Here is a 15,485-nt window from a genome sequence, read left to right as displayed (position 1 = left end):
AAGTAGTCTCATGATATTTGATCGACATGCCAATTTGAAGTATCGATATGGGAACCGGAAGTTCTGGTGCCGGGGATTCTATGTCGATACAGTAGGCAGAAATAAGAAACAAATACAAGAATATATTAAGAATCAGCTGAGAGAAGACTACATGGGTGATCAGTTAACATTATTCGAAGAACATGACCCTTTTACTGGTGAGAAAAATAAGAAGAAATAAGGAAATTCTTTAGAATTAGTGAGTGAATGTGGTGCAGACGGGAAACCCTTTCAGTGGGCCTTTAAGGCCAAGGCCGGTAAGAGAGGCTTTCAGCCGCAGAACAAACCACCAGTTCACACTGGTGGTTTTGATTTGTTTTATTAGTATAAAGCCAAGTAAAAACGCCAAGCAAAAGCCAGGCGTTTTATTGGTGATCATAAAAAGCTAGATTGTAACGTGAAAGATTAATGAATTGTTCTAAAAACACCAACAACTTTACCAAGAACGGTAACATCTTTTAATAAAATCGGATCCATTGTTGAGTTCTCTGGTTGGAGACGAATGTAATCTTTCTCACGGAAGAAACGCTTCACTGTCGCTTCGTTATCTTCTGTCATCGCGACAATAATATCTCCATTATTAGCCGTTTGTTGTTGGCGAACAATAACCATATCACCGTCAAAAATACCTGCCTCGATCATACTTTCTCCTTGAATAACAAGTACATACGTCTGCTCGTTTGACACAAGATGTTCTGGAAGAGGCAAATAGTCCTCGACATTTTCAATTGCAGTTATTGGTACCCCAGCAGTAACTTTACCGATAATTGGCACGTACGTAGTCTTCTTATCTGGATTCGGAGTCGTTTCACTTTCTAAATCTAAAACTTCAATTGCTCTAGGTTTTGTTGGGTCTCTGCGAATAAACCCTTTTTTCTCTAACCGAGAGAGATGCCCATGAACGGTTGAGCTTGAAGCGAGTCCAACAGCTTCACCGATTTCTCGAACAGACGGTGGATATCCTTTTTTCTTTACCTCGACTTTAATAAAATCTAGTATTTCTACTTGACGTTTTGATAGCTTTGACATACATGTCACCTCACTTACCTTTCCTTATTGACTAAATTGTACCATGCGAACATATGTAATGCAAACATTAGTTCTGAAATACCCTTGACACAAACGGATGTTCTTATTATCATAATAAGCGAACAAACATTCTTATCGAGGTGATGAAAATGATTAAGCGTTTTTCAGGACAAGAGATTTTTATTTTAACTGCTGCCGTTGTAGCGTTGCTTTTTATGTACACTACCCTTATGATATCTGAGAGTGAGCCGATTACAACGACATATGATACAAACGAAGACGAACAGTATAAAATAGTTCAAAGCTTACTTACAATCGCTCCATCAGAAATCAAACAGATCGAAGCTGGAGAATTAGAAGAGCAATACGTAGCCTATTCTACTGATAATCTTTTACAACTAAGTGAACAAAGAAGCGGTGAATAATGAAAAAAGCTATAATTTATTGCCGTGTGAGTACGGAGAAGAATGAACAAGAGTCTTCTCTACAACGGCAAGAAAAAGAATTACGGCAGTTAGCGAATGAATATGAATTAGAAGTGGTTGAGATCATTAGCGAAAAAGCGAGTGGATATGAGATTGACAGAGAAGGGATGCTGAATGTTCTCTCTATTTTAAATGAAGAGGATATCGATCTTCTTCTTGTTCAAGATGACACACGGTTAGGGAGAGGACATGCCAAGATCGCTCTTATGCATCAGCTAAGGAAACAACAAGTTAAGGTGCTGACGATTCGTGATCAAGGTGAAGTGTCTCTTTCTGAAGCTGATGAAATGGTGTTAGAAATCGTTGCTATTGTCGAAGAATATCAACGTAAATTACATAACAGTAAAATTAGGCGTGGGATGAAGGCAGCTATTAAAAATGGGTATCGTCCCGAACGAAATTTAAAAAACAGTCACGGGGCAGGTCGACACAAAAAAGAGGTACCTATTGAAGAAATCGTTAGACTTCGAAAAATGGAGTTAACGTTTCATGATATTGCGGCAACACTTCGAGGTTTCGGCTATAATATCTCAAAAGCAACAGTTAATCGTCGCTACTTAGAGTATAAAAAGCAGCAAATGGAAGAGTAGATTGAGAGATCCTCTGCTGGTAGTTCTATTTGTTTGAAATGTCCCCTATAATCGTGTAAAGTATGGTTCTAGGGTACATGGAGGAGGATTAGGATATGCTATCTAAAGAAAAATTAGCTAGAATTAGTGAATTATCAAAGCGTGCTAAATCAACAGGCCTTACAAAAGCTGAAGCGAACGAGCAACAATCGCTTCGAAATGAATATATAAAAACTTTTCGTCAATCTTTTAAACAACAGTTGCATGCTGTAACAGTTGTTGATGAAAATGGAAACGATGTTACACCAGATGCTCTTAAAGAAAGTAAAAAGAATAAAAATAACCGTGCCCATTAAAAAGTCTTCGTCCTTCGATGAGGGCTTTTTGTATTGATAATCTTTTCGAGAAAACTTGTGAAAACATACAAGAAAGTATATGATTAAAAACGAAAACAACGTTTCACTTAGTGGGAAGGAAGGGAATTTAGCATGACGAAACAAATAGACGAACTTGCAATTAATACGATCCGTACGCTGTCAATAGACAGTATCGAAAAGGCGAACTCAGGTCACCCAGGAATGCCTATGGGGGCTGCACCAATGGCTTATAGTCTTTGGACGAAATTTATGAATCACAATCCATCAAATCCAGAGTGGGCAAATCGTGACCGTTTTGTCTTATCAGCTGGTCATGGCTCTATGCTTTTATACAGCTTACTGCATCTTTCTGGTTATGGTTTATCTTTAGATGAATTGAAAAACTTCCGTCAATGGGGAAGTAAGACACCAGGACATCCTGAATACGGCCATACACCTGGCGTTGAAGCGACAACTGGTCCACTAGGTCAAGGTGTTGCAATGGCAGTTGGTATGGCTATGGCAGAGCGTCACCTAGCAGCAACATATAATAAAGACGATTTTTCTATCGTTGACCATTATACATATGCCATTTGTGGTGACGGTGATTTAATGGAGGGTGTATCTGCTGAATCAGCTTCACTTGCAGGTCACTTGAAATTAGGTCGATTAATCGTGTTATATGATTCAAACGATATTTCACTTGATGGTGATTTGCATATTTCGTTCTCAGAAAGTGTGGAAGATCGTTATAAAGCATATGGCTGGCAAGTGATTCGTGTTGAAGATGGTAATGATTTAGATGAGATTAACCATGCACTTGAAGAGGCGAAGAAAGATGCGCGTCCGACATTAATTGAAGTAAAAACGACAATTGGCTACGGTTCTCCAAATAAATCAGGAAAATCAGCTTCTCACGGAGCTCCACTTGGTAAGGAAGAAGTAGGTCTAACTAAATCAGCTTATAAATGGGTATTTGAGGAAGATTTCCATGTGCCGAATGAAGTAAGTGAGTTCTTTGCTGCGCAAAAGGCTGAAGGCGAGAAGAAAGAGCAAGCTTGGAATGAACAATTTTCTAAATACAAAGAAAAATATCCAGAATTAGCAACACAATTTGAAGTAGCGATCCGTGGCGACCTTCCAGAGGGATGGGATGCGAATGCTCCAGTATATGAAGCTGGCTCAAGTGAGGCTACTCGTTCATCATCTGGTACTGCGTTAAATGCATTTGCGAAAAGTGTACCGCAATTGTTCGGTGGATCTGCTGATTTAGCATCTTCAAATAAGACAATGATGAAGGATCTTGGTGATTTTAGTCGTGATCACTACGAAGGTCGTAATATATGGTTTGGGGTCCGTGAATTTGCTATGGGCTCGGCTATAAATGGTATAGCTTTACACGGCGGATTAAAAGTATTTGGAGCAACATTCTTCGTATTCTCTGATTACTTACGTCCAGCGATTCGTTTAGCTGCTTTGATGAAGCTACCTGTTATTTATGTATTTACACATGACAGTATTGCTGTTGGTGAAGATGGTCCAACACATGAGCCTGTAGAACAGCTGGCAGCTCTTCGTGCAATGCCAGGTCTTTCTGTTATCCGTCCTGGTGACAGCAATGAAGCGGTTGCTGCTTGGAAATTGGCTCTTGAAAGCAAAGATACGCCAACTGCACTTGTGTTAACAAGACAAAATCTTAAAACACTTGATTCGAGTCAAGAGCTTGCATATGAAGGTGTTAAAAAAGGTGCATACATTGCATCTAAATCTTCCGGTGAGACAAATGTATTACTTCTTGCATCTGGATCTGAAGTACCACTTGCAGTAGAGGCGCAAGAAATCTTAGAAAAAGATGGCATTTTTGCAGATGTCATCAGTATGCCAAGCTGGGATCGCTTCGAGAAGCAATCGCAAGCATACAAGGATGAGGTCATTTCTCCTAATGTCAAAGCGCGTCTTGGTATTGAGATGGGATCATCACTAGGTTGGGCAAAATATGTTGGTGACCATGGTGATGTCTTAGCGATTGATCAATTTGGCGCTTCAGCACCTTATGAGAAAATGATGGAAGAGTACGGCTTTACTGCTGCAAATGTTGTAGCAAAAGTCAAAGCACTCTTACAAAAATAATAAATATTCAAGAAAAAACTGACTCTTAGTATATGTGTTTGTTTCCACCTACTAGCATGAAATAGCTTGTAGGTGGAAAAGACACTTGAGTCAGTTTTTTTGTTCGACAAAACTAGTGGTAAACTTTTCCGTTTTCAGACAATCATTTTACTAGAGTTCTCGTATACTTATAGTAAATTGGTGTGAGAGGGTGTCCATAATGAGGCATTGCGAACTATATATATTTGAAGAGAGTGTAGCTCGTCATTATTACGGACAAGAAACAAAGCTGTTTGATCTCTTTCTTGAATATGAAAGGGCAACTGGATCGAAAAAAGAATTACTTCGAAAACAAATTGAATATATTACAAAACCTATTCCTGCTTTACTTTTGCAACAAAAGCTTAAAAAGGCTTTTTCAAATAAAGCAGAATACAAACATAAAAAAAATACACATGTGATTGAATTAAGTAATTATGATACTAGGTCTGAGTTAGTGATCGCGTCAGACTCACTTTACATAACCTCAGAAGGAGAAAGGTCTTTTGAAGTGGAAACGATGTTTTTTGAGGTGCTAAGAAAGTGTGAACCAACTTTTTTTGCAATTTCAGTGGAAGAGCATCGCTACGGGTGGTTAAGACCATTTAGACATGATGTCTTTTTGAGTCCTAATCATGTTTAGTCAAATGTATAAAGTGGGTTATTTTTCATAGGTGCTTTTAAATCGCTGATCATTACGATATAATGGTTAAGGTTGATTCGGGTTAGCCCGATCGGTTTATATAGCACGAAGGAGGACGTTGGACTTATGTGGATTCATATCCTAGGGTACACACTGGCGGTTGCCGCTGGTATCGCAATCGGTTTCTTTATTGCGCGTAAGACAATGATGTCTTACTTGAAGAAGAACCCACCAATTAATGAGCAAATGCTCCGTGTCATGATGATGCAGATGGGACAAAATCCATCACAGAAAAAGATTAACCAAATGATGAAAGCGATGCAGAAACAGCAATCTAAATAGTTTGGATGGACAAGCACCTCACATGTTGGGGTGTTTTTCTGCTTGTTTTATTGATTATATTTTACACTTACTAATGAAAGAGGCGAATGATAAATGTCAACCATAGATGTGAAGACGGTTTCACTTGATGATTTAATATATGAAGATGAGATATTAATCGATGTTCGTTCACCAGCAGAATTTGCTGAATATCGACTTCCAGGTGCTGTTAATATCCCTTTGTTCTCAAATGAAGAACGAGCAAAAATAGGAACCATTTATAAACAAAAAAGCCGTGAGGAAGCAATAGAGGTAGGGTTGTCTATTTATGCACCAAAATTACCTGTATTTTTCAAAAAAGTGAAAGAATTAAAAGAGGAAAATCCGAATAAACGAATTGTAGTTTATTGCTGGCGTGGTGGCATGCGAAGTAAGTCGGTGACTGGAACACTAGGTTTAGTTGGAATTGATTGTTATCAGCTAGAAGGTGGAATTCGCTCATTTAGAAAGAATGTTCAAGAGAGCCTGGCTAAAGAAGTAACGAAAGAACGCGATTATCTTGTTGTGGCTGGGCATACAGGCACAAGAAAGACGGAAATACTTCATGTTCTAAAAGAAAAAGGCTATCCAGTACTGGATTTGGAGGAGCTTGCTGGACATAGAGGGTCGTTGTTCGGTCAGATTGGGCTGGAGCCTAAGAGTCAGAAACAATTTGAATATGAACTAGTTACTCGGCTACACCAGCTCAAGGATTCTCCTTACTTGATCATTGAGGCAGAAAGCAAACGAATTGGTCATATCGTTTTACCTGATTTTATTATAGAAGGCAAAGAAAAAGGTAGACGTATTGAGCTAGAGCATCCATTTTGGTCGAGGGTAGAACATATTTATCAAACATATCAACCACAAAAGTATGGAGAACAAGTAAAAGAAGCGTTACAACTGATAAGGAAGTACCTTTCTCATGATTTGAAAGTGGAATTGGAAGATTTGCTTGAACAGGGAGACTATAAGCTGATAGTTGCTCGTCTTTTAGAGCATTATTATGATCCTAAATACTCGCATGCTGCTAGCACATATAAAACAAATGCAACAGTCATTGAATTTGATGATATTCATACTGCGGTAGTTCAGCTTCGTTCATATATTGATCATTATTTTGGCGAGAGATAGTAAGTGAATGACAAGGAGGGATGAACGTAATTGAGAGTCTTTAAAGATTTATGGTGGTTTTTTAAACAAGAGAAAACGGCATATGGTTTAGGGATTTTAGTACTAGCTGCGGTGTCTCTATTTACTCTTGTTCCTCCTTTTATTATTGGGGTCATTGTTGATCATATTGTCTATCAGACACTAACATTAGAAAACCTCATTTTCTCACTAGTTCTGTTACTTGGAGTCGGTTTTTTAACATATGGCTTACGCTTTGTGTGGCGCATTATGATTTTTGGTGCATCCATTCGCCTTGCGCGACTTTTGCGAAATCAACTGTATGAACATTTTACAAAGATGTCTCATCATTTTTATCAGCGTTATCGTACGGGAGATTTAATGGCTCATGCAACAAATGATATTCGTGCTGTGCAAATGACAGCGGGGCAAGGAGTTCTCACACTTGTAGACTCCATTACAATGGGTGGATTTGTTATTATCACAATGGCTGCAACAATCAGCTGGGAATTAACATTAATTAGTTTAATTCCCATGCCAATAATGGCTTTCTTAACGAGTTATTATGGATCTCTCTTACATAAACGTTTCCATCTAGCACAGTCAGCATTCTCAGATCTAAATGATAATGTTCAAGAGAGTGTGACTGGGGTAAGAGTTGCTAAGGCTTTTGGACAGGAAGAAGATGAAATAAGTCGATTCAAAGAAAAATCAAGAGAAGTTGTGCAGAAAAATGTTGCTGTTGCGAAAATAGATGCTTTGTTTGATCCGACGATTTCACTTATTGTCGGGATTTCTTATTTTTTGGCTGTCGTTTTTGGGGCTCGGTATGTAATTGCTGAGGAATTAACGATTGGACAGCTTACGAGCTTTACGATTTACCTTGGTTTGTTGATTTGGCCTATGCTTGCATTTGGCTGGCTCTTTAATATTGTCGAAAGAGGAAGGGCTTCTTATGATCGGATTCGTACCCTCCTTTCAGAAAAGCAAGATATTACAGATGAAGGAGCATTAGAAGCAAAAAAGGTTGAAGGGATTATTGAGGTTCAGGTTAACTCATTTGCTTATCCTGGTAGTAAAGAATATGCGCTTAGAGATATTTCTTTTTCACTTGAAGAAGGCAAAACACTCGGTATTGTCGGGAAAACTGGAAGTGGGAAATCGACGCTTATTCGCCTGTTACAGCGTGAATATGATGCAATGGACGGTAAGATTACAATAGGTGGAATACAAATTGATCATTATCGTTTAGATGATTTAAAAGCGACTTTTGGAAATGTCCCACAGAATCATTTTTTGTTTTCGGCAACAATTGCTGATAATGTGGCCTTTGCAATGCCAAAAGCGTCTATGAGTGAGATCATAAATAGTTGTAAGCTAGCTAGTATTCATGACGATATTATTTCTTTTACGGATGGATATGAAACGATCGTGGGTGAACGAGGGGTAACACTTTCAGGTGGTCAAAGGCAACGTGTTTCAATTGCACGTGCTGTATTACCTGATCCAACGATCCTCATTTTAGATGACTCATTATCTGCTGTGGATGCAAGAACGGAAGAAAAAATTCTCTCGTCAATGAGAAAAAGTCGTAAAGGTAAAACGACGATTATTATAGTTCATCGTCTTAGTGCAATTTTGCATGCGGATCTCATTCTCGTTTTAGATGAAGGGCGAATTGTTGAACGGGGTACACATTCTACCCTTATGGAGAATAACGGCTGGTACAAACGAATGTATGATCAGCAACAACTAGCGGAATTAGTTGAAAAAGGGGGACAGCATGATGCAACATAAGGATCAAGTATTGACTGCTAATGAGCAGCGTGCTGTTCTTTGGCGTTTGCTTGGTTATACGAAAGCTCATAAGAAGTCGTTAACCAGTGCTTTTGTTCTTTTGCTACTGGCTACAGCTGCTGATTTATTAGGCCCAATTCTCGTTAAAATCTTTATAGATAATTATTTGACACCAAGAACATTTCCTTATGAACCGTTACTTTGGCTAGGACTGCTATACATTGGGCTTCATCTAGCAGCGGTTTTTATGAACTATTTTCAAGCATTTATGTTTCAACATATTTCACTGAAAATCATTCAAGAGTTACGAGTCGATGTATTTGCAAATGTGGAGCGATTAGGTCTGTCTTTCTTTGATCGAACGCCAGCTGGAGGATTAATTTCTCGGATAACGAATGATACTGAGTCGATTAAAGAGTTATATGTCACCGTACTTGCTACGTTTGTTCAAAATATCATGTTTTTAATTGGTATATTTATTGCGATGTTTTATTTAAATGCAAGACTTGCTATACTTTGTCTTTTTCTTATTCCGATTATTATCATGCTCATGCAACTTTACCAGAAAATTAGCTCACGTTATTATGCTGTAATGAGTGAGAAGTTAAGCCAGCTTAATGCACAAATGAATGAGACGATTCAAGGGATGGCAATCATTCAAATGTTTCGTCAAGAAAGAAGATTGCGTAAAGAATTTGCCGAGGTGAATGAGGAGCATCTTCAAGCTGGAATGAAAAGCATGAAACTAGACGGGTTACTACTCCGTCCAATGGTCGATTTAATTCAAGTGATTGCCTTAATTCTTGTACTAAGCTATTTTGGTGCAACGTCATTTGTAAGTCCAGTCGAAATTGGTGTACTCTATGCATTTGTTAATTATTTAGATCGTTTTTTTGAGCCAGTAAATCAAATGATGATGCGTCTATCTTTATTTCAGCAAGCGATTGTATCAGCAGGGAGAGTCTTTAAATTGATGGATTACAAAGAATATGCTCCAATCCAAAATGGAGAGCAATCACCTACGATTTTAAAAGGAGATATTGAATTTAAAGATGTATCTTTCTCATATGACGGTGAGACTGATGTCTTAAAGAACATTTCTTTTACTATAAAGAAAGGGGAGACTGTCGCATTTGTCGGACATACTGGTAGTGGGAAAAGTTCAATTATTAATCTATTAATGCGCTTTTATGAAATAAAGCGAGGAGAAATATTGATCGATGGTATGCCAATTGAAAGTTTTCAAAATGAAGAACTTCGTAAAAAAATGGGTCTCGTTTTGCAAGATCCGCATCTTTACACGGGGACGATTTCTAGCAATATTCGTTTATATCGTCACCATATTACAGATCAAGAAGTGAGAAAAGCAGCTGAATTTGTTCATGCAAATGAATTTATAGAGAAACTGCCAGGGCAATATGAAGCTAAAGTTACTGAGAGGGGATCTACTTTATCAAGTGGTCAAAGGCAATTATTATCCTTTGCGAGAACGATTGTAGATGAGCCAACCATTTTAATTCTTGATGAAGCGACATCTAATGTTGATACCGAAACAGAGGAAGCGATACAAGAAGCGTTAAAACGCATGCAGCAAGGAAGAACAACAATTGCAATTGCTCACCGCTTATCAACGATCAAAGAAGCCGATCAAATTCTCGTGCTTCACAAAGGTGAAATCATTGAGCGAGGTAACCATGAGGCATTACTAAAGCAAGAAGGTCTTTATCATAAAATGTATTTGCTTCAACAAGGCTCTGAGTAGTATTGACGTAAAAACAAAATGGGATCCTCTAATTATCTGAATTACTTAGACAAAGTACTTGGTAAACGTATAAGGCATATTATAGGATATATAACCTTTTTAAGAGATAACTGAAAAGCTCGTTTTTGAAAATCAATTGAAACGAGCCTCGCTTTGCTGTATCTTTAAAAGGAGACAATCTGTGCCGAAGCTACCTTAGAAAGGGGTGAGCTGCTTGAATGACATTTACATTTGGATTTCAACAATTGGAGCTGCCATGATGGCGATACTTGCTATTATTATTCGATTAAGGTCGACGAAAAAACCAGCATCAGCAAAGAAAATCATTCTTCCGCCTTTATTTATGTCAACTGGTTTTCTGATGTTTCTTTATGAGCCAGCTAGACCTGCTTTCTTACAGGTAATTGAAGCAGTTTCTGTAGGGATGGTATTTTCACTATTATTAATTAAAACATCAAAGTTTGAAATTAGAAGAAACCAAATTTACTTAAAGCGTTCTAAAGCATTTGCATTTATTTTAGTTGGCTTATTAGTGGCGCGGATTGCTTTTAAAGTGATTATCGGGGATACCATTCATTTCGAAGAGTTGGCAGGGATGTTTTTCTTACTCGCGTATGGAATGATTCTGCCGTGGCGTATCTCGATGTATTTGAACTATCGTAAAATCGAAAAAGAACTTGAAAAAAACCCTAAATCAAAGTGGATTATTCCAGCCCAAACATAAAAGAAGCTCGTCCTAAACAGATTAGGATGAGCTTCTTTTACTAAGATGATTCAAGTAATTCTTTATAAGGAGCCATATCAATATTTTTCTCGCGTAATTTCTTTTTAAGGAATTTATGATCTCGTTTTGGTGTTGCGAGGATGTAACCTTTAATAATATAGTCTTGCGTTAATTCATCAATTTGATCCTCTAAGGCAAGTTCACCAATTTTGCCAGCAATTTTTCCTTTAGCGACATCACGAAAGAGCTCAGGAACAGGCTCGACTAGTTCGTTTAATAATTGGCGCTGATCCGTATTCCAAAGGTGAAGTGTTTTTTCGATATAATAGTCTTGCCAATCTAAAATAGATTTACCATCATCTTTTGGTAGTCTCTTCAAAAATTTACGAAACATAAAATAGCCACCAATGAACATGACTGTAATTAAAAAAATTGTCCACAATACGATAAAAGCCATAAACCAAGCAGGCATCGTTTCTCACCTCAACTTTTCTTCCACCTTATCCTACCATAAAAAATGTTTTGCTGCTAATAGTCTACCGTTATTCCATCTCAGGGAAACGTTTGGTAAGATATGATAGAGGTGATACATCAATGACTTACTTAATTAGTTATGGACTACATATGCTTGTCTCATTTATCTTTTTTCTACTTATTCCTTTTTCTTTTCTTATTAAAGGAAGTTTATTGGATGAGCCAGGACGATTTCAGTTCGTTCTTAAGATTTACAAGCGCATCATTTGGTTAGGACATGGAGCCTTGATTGTTGGGCTCATTAGTGGTTTTCTTATGACTTCGGATTGGTTGAATGCTTGGTTCATCCTCGTCGTAGCCATTTGGGCAGCGCTTGGAGCTTTTTTGGGATTGACCGCTAAAGAAGTTAGAAAGATCTTGGAAGGGATCGAAGCTGGTAAGGAAATCGATGATGATGTAGCTAAATTAAGACTTTATAGCTTTTTACTGATGCTGGCCATTCTTTCCATGTTTACGGCAAAAATTCTTTACTATCTCTAAAATTGGGGTAAAGTAAATATAAGGAAATGATTTGCTAAATATGTATAAATGATCTCGATACTTCAATATGTTGAAAGAACGAAAACAATGAAACCGGCAGTCATTCATCACATTTGAAGGAGGAATGAACATGTTTATTGGGGTGCCAAAAGAAATTAAAAACAATGAAAATCGTGTTGCAATGACACCAGCAAGTGTTATGACACTTGTTCAGGCTGGTCACAAAGTCGTTATTGAAAAGAATGCAGGGCTTGGCAGTGGTTTTGAAGATGAGGCATACATTCAAGCAGGAGCTGAGATTGAAGTAGATCCAGTTGGCATTTGGGAAAAAGTCGACATGATCATGAAAGTGAAAGAGCCCCTTCCGAGTGAGTATGTATACTTTCGCAAAGGACTCATTTTGTTTACATATTTACACTTAGCAGCTGAACCAGAACTTGCAAAAGCCCTTGTAGAAAAAGAAGTTACAGCGATTGCCTATGAAACGGTTCAAGTTGGACGTACTTTACCGTTGTTAACACCGATGAGTGAAGTAGCTGGTCGAATGGCAGCCCAAATAGGTGCTCAATTCCTTGAAAAACCACATGGGGGAATGGGAATCCTTTTATCAGGTGTTCCTGGTGTAAAACGAGGAAAGGTGACAGTTATTGGCGGAGGTGTTGTTGGAACAAATGCAGCAAAAATTGCGATGGGGCTTGGAGCTGATGTGACAATAATTGATGTAAGTCCAGAAAGGTTGAGACAGCTTGATGATTTATACGGCACAGATATTCAAACGCTAATCTCAAACCCATTAACGATTGCCGAGTCAGTTGCGGAATCTGATCTGGTGATTGGAGCAGTTTTAATACCAGGTGCAAAGGCGCCTAAACTTGTGACTGAAGATATGATCCGTGCAATGAAGCCTCGTTCTGTTGTAGTCGACGTAGCTATTGATCAGGGTGGCATTATGGAAACTGTTGACCGGATTACCACCCACGACAATCCAACGTACATAAAGCATGAAGTTGTTCATTATGCTGTTGCTAATATGCCAGGAGCAGTACCGAGAACGTCAACCATTGCTCTCACCAATGTAACGATTCCATATGCACTCCAAATTGCAAATAAAGGTGTAAAAAATGCCTTAACTGAAAATGGAGCGCTAGAGCTAGGATTAAATACAGCAGCAGGGTCTATCACCTATGAAGCAGTAGCAAAGGACTTAGGTTATCCATTTGTACCTGTAACTGAAGCATTAGCAAAAGGATAATTCTCATTCTAGACTGTCTTAGCAAACGAAATTACCCGAGCTAGAGGGCATTCATTTTGCTGAGTCAGTCTTTTTTGAGCTATTAACCACTAGATCATTTAGTAAAAAGTACATAATAAACCTCTCTTTTATATTTTGATTATGATAAAATCAGATTACGTTGACTCATTTATAGAAAAGACCGCGAATGAGAACTAATTTAAAGGTAGGGATTTATCATGCAAAATGAAGAAATTGAGACAATTATTCAACAGCTTCGGAAAAAGGAAATTGATTCTTACCGAGTAAAAAAAACGGATTTCCTAGATTTTCGAGCAGTCATTGTTGCACAAGAAGATAACAAAGATTTTCGTGGTAATGCTCAGCACGGTGGTGAGACAATCTATACGTATGAACCAGGGTGGAGTAAATAACAGGATAAAAATATGTTTGAAACACTATTTTTATTAGAATCATCCACAGAAAATTTTTCCAACTATGAAAATATGAATGATTCAAAAGAAAACTTTTGAAATCTGTTGACATTTTATTAAAAAAGTGTAAAATTATTACGTTATGTTCTTTAAAAAGAACGATAACAGTTGCTTTTTTTAATGACTATCTTATTTTAAAACTTCTTATCGTTAACTATGAAAGGTTCGTTCTATATTTTAATAAGAGTTTAAACCTATTCTTGATTTTCACTCAGATTCCTTTCATATTGGCAATTGAAGCTCGAATTCAAGATGCTCCTTTTTGTATGGAAGGTGCTTTTTTTTATGTATAAATAGAAATCATGATGGGGAATTAACGCTTGGGAGTTTAGTAAATTATGCTTTTTGTTTGAATGAAAATGCGTTTGAAATAAAATTAAAACGATTAAAACGAGGAGAGCTAAAAGAGGAAGCAAGATGGTATCTAGCTCTGGGGGGACTCGATGTTCATTAAATTACTATTGCAAGTTGTCTATATTACGGTTCCTATCCTTATTTATTATGCTCTTATAAGGAATAATGCAAGTTTGAAAAGGTATCATTCCATTTTACTAGGTATCATTTGTGGAATATCGATATTATTATGTATGAGTTTTCCAATTTCCTTTGAGACAGGATACATTATGGATCTTAGAACCGTCCCATGGATGATTTCTTTTTTGTATGGAAATATTAGCACAGGTATCATTCTAACTATTATCATGTTGGGCTATCGAATTTTTTTAGGTGGCATAGGCATGTTTGTTGTGTTTATTGCCTATTCTATAACTTTACTCATGATCCTTTTTTATTTCAAAAAATATTCTCAGTTTAGTTTTCAGCATAAAATGAAATCTGTTCTCACGCTTACATTTATTAATTCATTACTTATTGTGTCTTCCATTCATTTTATATTTGGTTTTTCAGAAAGTCATTACCTACTGTTTTACACCGTCTTTACCTTCATGCAACTTTTGCTGACGTGGCTTACCGTATACATGATTGAGACATTTAGAGAGAATGATCGTTTGCAATTAGAAATGCAAAATTCTGAAAAGTTATACATTGTTGGACAGATGGCCGCAAGTGTTGCTCATGAGATACGTAATCCAATGACAGTTGTAAGTGGATTTATGCAGTTGCTCTATCAATCTGATGAAATTCCTTTAAAGCATAAAGAACATGTGAAGATTATGACCGTTGAATTGGAGCGTGCTCAGGCTATCATCAATGATTATTTAACTCTTGCGAAACCACAAGCAGACAAAATGGAAAAAATAGATGTAAAAGAGCAAACTTCACTGATTAGCCAAACTCTTTCATCTTATGCACTGATGAATGGCGTTGATTTGCACTATCATATAAAAAGTGATGAGAACTTTTACACATTCGGCAACCCTGAAAAAATGCAGCAAGTTCTCGTTAATATGATTAAAAATGCAATAGAAGCTACGCTAAACAAAAAAGCGGTAACCATTTCTTTGTCAAAAGACAATGAATACATATACATTGATATTACTGATCAAGGAGTAGGGTTATCAGAGGATGAAATCAAAAAGATAGGCACGCCGTTCTATTCTACAAAAGAAAAAGGTACAGGGCTTGGGCTCAGTGTATCGTTTAGTATTATAAGAGCAATGAATGGTCAAATAATGACAACAAGCGATATGGGCAAGGGAACTACTTTCACGATTAAACTACCGCAATATTAAACAAGAATCTTG

Annotated in this window: 17 protein-coding genes; 15 read left to right on the top strand and 2 right to left on the bottom strand. The window is 37.4% G+C overall.

Going from position 1 to position 15,485, the window contains the following annotated elements; all coding sequences use genetic code 11:
- The coding region (locus tag IQ10_RS05220; protein ID WP_199757381.1) for a transposase at positions 1 to 220 on the top strand (220 nt) is incomplete at its 5' end.
- Positions 221 to 444: 224 nt separating this feature from the next.
- Here the strand turns inward: IQ10_RS05220 and lexA are convergent.
- Complete coding sequence (gene lexA / locus IQ10_RS05215) at positions 445 to 1,068, bottom strand: transcriptional repressor LexA (RefSeq protein ID WP_144449413.1); 624 nt, start codon at positions 1,066 to 1,068, stop codon at positions 445 to 447.
- 149 nt (positions 1,069 to 1,217) lie between these two features.
- On the opposite strand from lexA, the gene IQ10_RS05210 reads away from it, so the two are divergent.
- From IQ10_RS05210 to IQ10_RS05165, 10 genes are all read left to right on the top strand, one after another.
- A complete protein-coding gene (locus IQ10_RS05210) occupies positions 1,218 to 1,493 on the top strand; it encodes a hypothetical protein (protein ID WP_144449412.1) in 276 nt (91 codons plus the stop codon).
- Complete coding sequence (locus tag IQ10_RS05205; RefSeq protein WP_144449411.1) at positions 1,493 to 2,143, top strand: YneB family resolvase-like protein; 651 nt, start codon at positions 1,493 to 1,495, stop codon at positions 2,141 to 2,143. The genes IQ10_RS05210 and IQ10_RS05205 overlap by 1 nt, the downstream gene beginning before the upstream one ends.
- 95 nt (positions 2,144 to 2,238) lie before the next feature.
- Positions 2,239 to 2,478: a DUF896 domain-containing protein gene (locus tag IQ10_RS05200; protein ID WP_144449410.1), complete on the top strand. Its 240-nt coding sequence runs from the start codon at positions 2,239 to 2,241 to the stop codon at positions 2,476 to 2,478.
- A 132-nt stretch (positions 2,479 to 2,610) separates the two neighbouring features.
- Positions 2,611 to 4,608, top strand: coding sequence for a transketolase (gene tkt, locus IQ10_RS05195; protein ID WP_144449409.1), 1,998 nt, complete (start codon positions 2,611 to 2,613; stop codon positions 4,606 to 4,608).
- Positions 4,609 to 4,807: 199 nt separating this feature from the next.
- Entirely contained in the window at positions 4,808 to 5,269 is a 462-nt protein-coding gene (sirA, locus tag IQ10_RS05190) for a sporulation inhibitor of replication protein SirA (protein ID WP_144449408.1), read from the top strand.
- Positions 5,270 to 5,395: 126 nt separating this feature from the next.
- Positions 5,396 to 5,611 (top strand): YneF family protein, encoded by a 216-nt coding sequence (locus IQ10_RS05185; protein ID WP_144449407.1) that lies wholly within the window; start codon positions 5,396 to 5,398, stop codon positions 5,609 to 5,611.
- A 93-nt stretch (positions 5,612 to 5,704) separates the two neighbouring features.
- The gene (gene mnmH, locus IQ10_RS05180; protein ID WP_144449406.1) at positions 5,705 to 6,763 is read left to right on the top strand and encodes a tRNA 2-selenouridine(34) synthase MnmH; all 1,059 of its coding nucleotides are present in this window, start codon (positions 5,705 to 5,707) and stop codon (positions 6,761 to 6,763) included.
- A gap of 30 nt (positions 6,764 to 6,793) precedes the next feature.
- Positions 6,794 to 8,557, top strand: a complete 1,764-nt coding sequence (locus IQ10_RS05175; RefSeq protein ID WP_144449405.1) for an ABC transporter transmembrane domain-containing protein — start codon at positions 6,794 to 6,796, stop codon at positions 8,555 to 8,557.
- On the top strand, positions 8,547 to 10,319 hold the full coding sequence (locus IQ10_RS05170) for an ABC transporter ATP-binding protein (RefSeq protein ID WP_144449446.1): 1,773 nt from the start codon (positions 8,547 to 8,549) through the stop codon (positions 10,317 to 10,319). The genes IQ10_RS05175 and IQ10_RS05170 overlap by 11 nt, the downstream gene beginning before the upstream one ends.
- A gap of 214 nt (positions 10,320 to 10,533) precedes the next feature.
- A complete protein-coding gene (locus IQ10_RS05165; RefSeq protein WP_144449404.1) occupies positions 10,534 to 11,043 on the top strand; it encodes a CcdC family protein in 510 nt (169 codons plus the stop codon).
- Between the two features lie 40 nt (positions 11,044 to 11,083).
- On the opposite strand, the gene IQ10_RS05160 is transcribed toward IQ10_RS05165, so the two are convergent.
- Positions 11,084 to 11,515 (bottom strand): DUF2621 domain-containing protein, encoded by a 432-nt coding sequence (locus IQ10_RS05160; protein WP_144449403.1) that lies wholly within the window; start codon positions 11,513 to 11,515, stop codon positions 11,084 to 11,086.
- A 122-nt stretch (positions 11,516 to 11,637) separates the two neighbouring features.
- Between IQ10_RS05160 and IQ10_RS05155 the strand changes: the two genes are divergently transcribed.
- From IQ10_RS05155 to IQ10_RS05140, 4 genes are all read left to right on the top strand, one after another.
- Positions 11,638 to 12,057: a hypothetical protein gene (locus IQ10_RS05155; protein ID WP_144449402.1), complete on the top strand. Its 420-nt coding sequence runs from the start codon at positions 11,638 to 11,640 to the stop codon at positions 12,055 to 12,057.
- Positions 12,058 to 12,187: 130 nt separating this feature from the next.
- Complete coding sequence (ald, locus tag IQ10_RS05150) at positions 12,188 to 13,309, top strand: alanine dehydrogenase (protein ID WP_144449401.1); 1,122 nt, start codon at positions 12,188 to 12,190, stop codon at positions 13,307 to 13,309.
- Between the two features lie 218 nt (positions 13,310 to 13,527).
- A complete protein-coding gene (gene ykzS / locus IQ10_RS05145; protein ID WP_144449400.1) occupies positions 13,528 to 13,722 on the top strand; it encodes a protein YkzS in 195 nt (64 codons plus the stop codon).
- A 503-nt stretch (positions 13,723 to 14,225) separates the two neighbouring features.
- Positions 14,226 to 15,473 (top strand): ATP-binding protein, encoded by a 1,248-nt coding sequence (locus IQ10_RS05140; protein ID WP_144449399.1) that lies wholly within the window; start codon positions 14,226 to 14,228, stop codon positions 15,471 to 15,473.
- The last annotated feature ends 12 nt before the right edge of the window (positions 15,474 to 15,485 follow it).

The organism is Halalkalibacter nanhaiisediminis (assembly GCF_007830185.1).
GTDB lineage: Bacteria > Bacillota > Bacilli > Bacillales > Bacillaceae_D > Halalkalibacter > Halalkalibacter nanhaiisediminis.
The sequence above is the reverse complement of the archived record's forward strand: the minus strand, read 5'-3'. Positions and strand labels throughout refer to the sequence as shown.

Bases quoted from the DNA above. Each gene is read 5' to 3' on its own strand.
- mnmH (WP_144449406.1), top strand. From the start codon at position 5,705: ATGTCAACCATAGATGTGAAGACGGTTTCACTTGATGATTTAATATAT.
- sirA (WP_144449408.1), top strand. From the start codon at position 4,808: ATGAGGCATTGCGAACTATATATATTTGAAGAGAGTGTAGCTCGTCAT.
- IQ10_RS05185 (WP_144449407.1), top strand. From the start codon at position 5,396: ATGTGGATTCATATCCTAGGGTACACACTGGCGGTTGCCGCTGGTATC.
- IQ10_RS05155 (WP_144449402.1), top strand. From the start codon at position 11,638: ATGACTTACTTAATTAGTTATGGACTACATATGCTTGTCTCATTTATC.
- IQ10_RS05140 (WP_144449399.1), top strand. From the start codon at position 14,226: ATGTTCATTAAATTACTATTGCAAGTTGTCTATATTACGGTTCCTATC.
- tkt (WP_144449409.1), top strand. From the start codon at position 2,611: ATGACGAAACAAATAGACGAACTTGCAATTAATACGATCCGTACGCTG.
- IQ10_RS05160 (WP_144449403.1), bottom strand. From the start codon at position 11,515: ATGCCTGCTTGGTTTATGGCTTTTATCGTATTGTGGACAATTTTTTTA.
- ald (WP_144449401.1), top strand. From the start codon at position 12,188: ATGTTTATTGGGGTGCCAAAAGAAATTAAAAACAATGAAAATCGTGTT.
- IQ10_RS05200 (WP_144449410.1), top strand. From the start codon at position 2,239: ATGCTATCTAAAGAAAAATTAGCTAGAATTAGTGAATTATCAAAGCGT.
- lexA (WP_144449413.1), bottom strand. From the start codon at position 1,068: ATGTCAAAGCTATCAAAACGTCAAGTAGAAATACTAGATTTTATTAAA.
- IQ10_RS05210 (WP_144449412.1), top strand. From the start codon at position 1,218: ATGATTAAGCGTTTTTCAGGACAAGAGATTTTTATTTTAACTGCTGCC.
- IQ10_RS05205 (WP_144449411.1), top strand. From the start codon at position 1,493: ATGAAAAAAGCTATAATTTATTGCCGTGTGAGTACGGAGAAGAATGAA.
- IQ10_RS05170 (WP_144449446.1), top strand. From the start codon at position 8,547: ATGCAACATAAGGATCAAGTATTGACTGCTAATGAGCAGCGTGCTGTT.
- ykzS (WP_144449400.1), top strand. From the start codon at position 13,528: ATGCAAAATGAAGAAATTGAGACAATTATTCAACAGCTTCGGAAAAAG.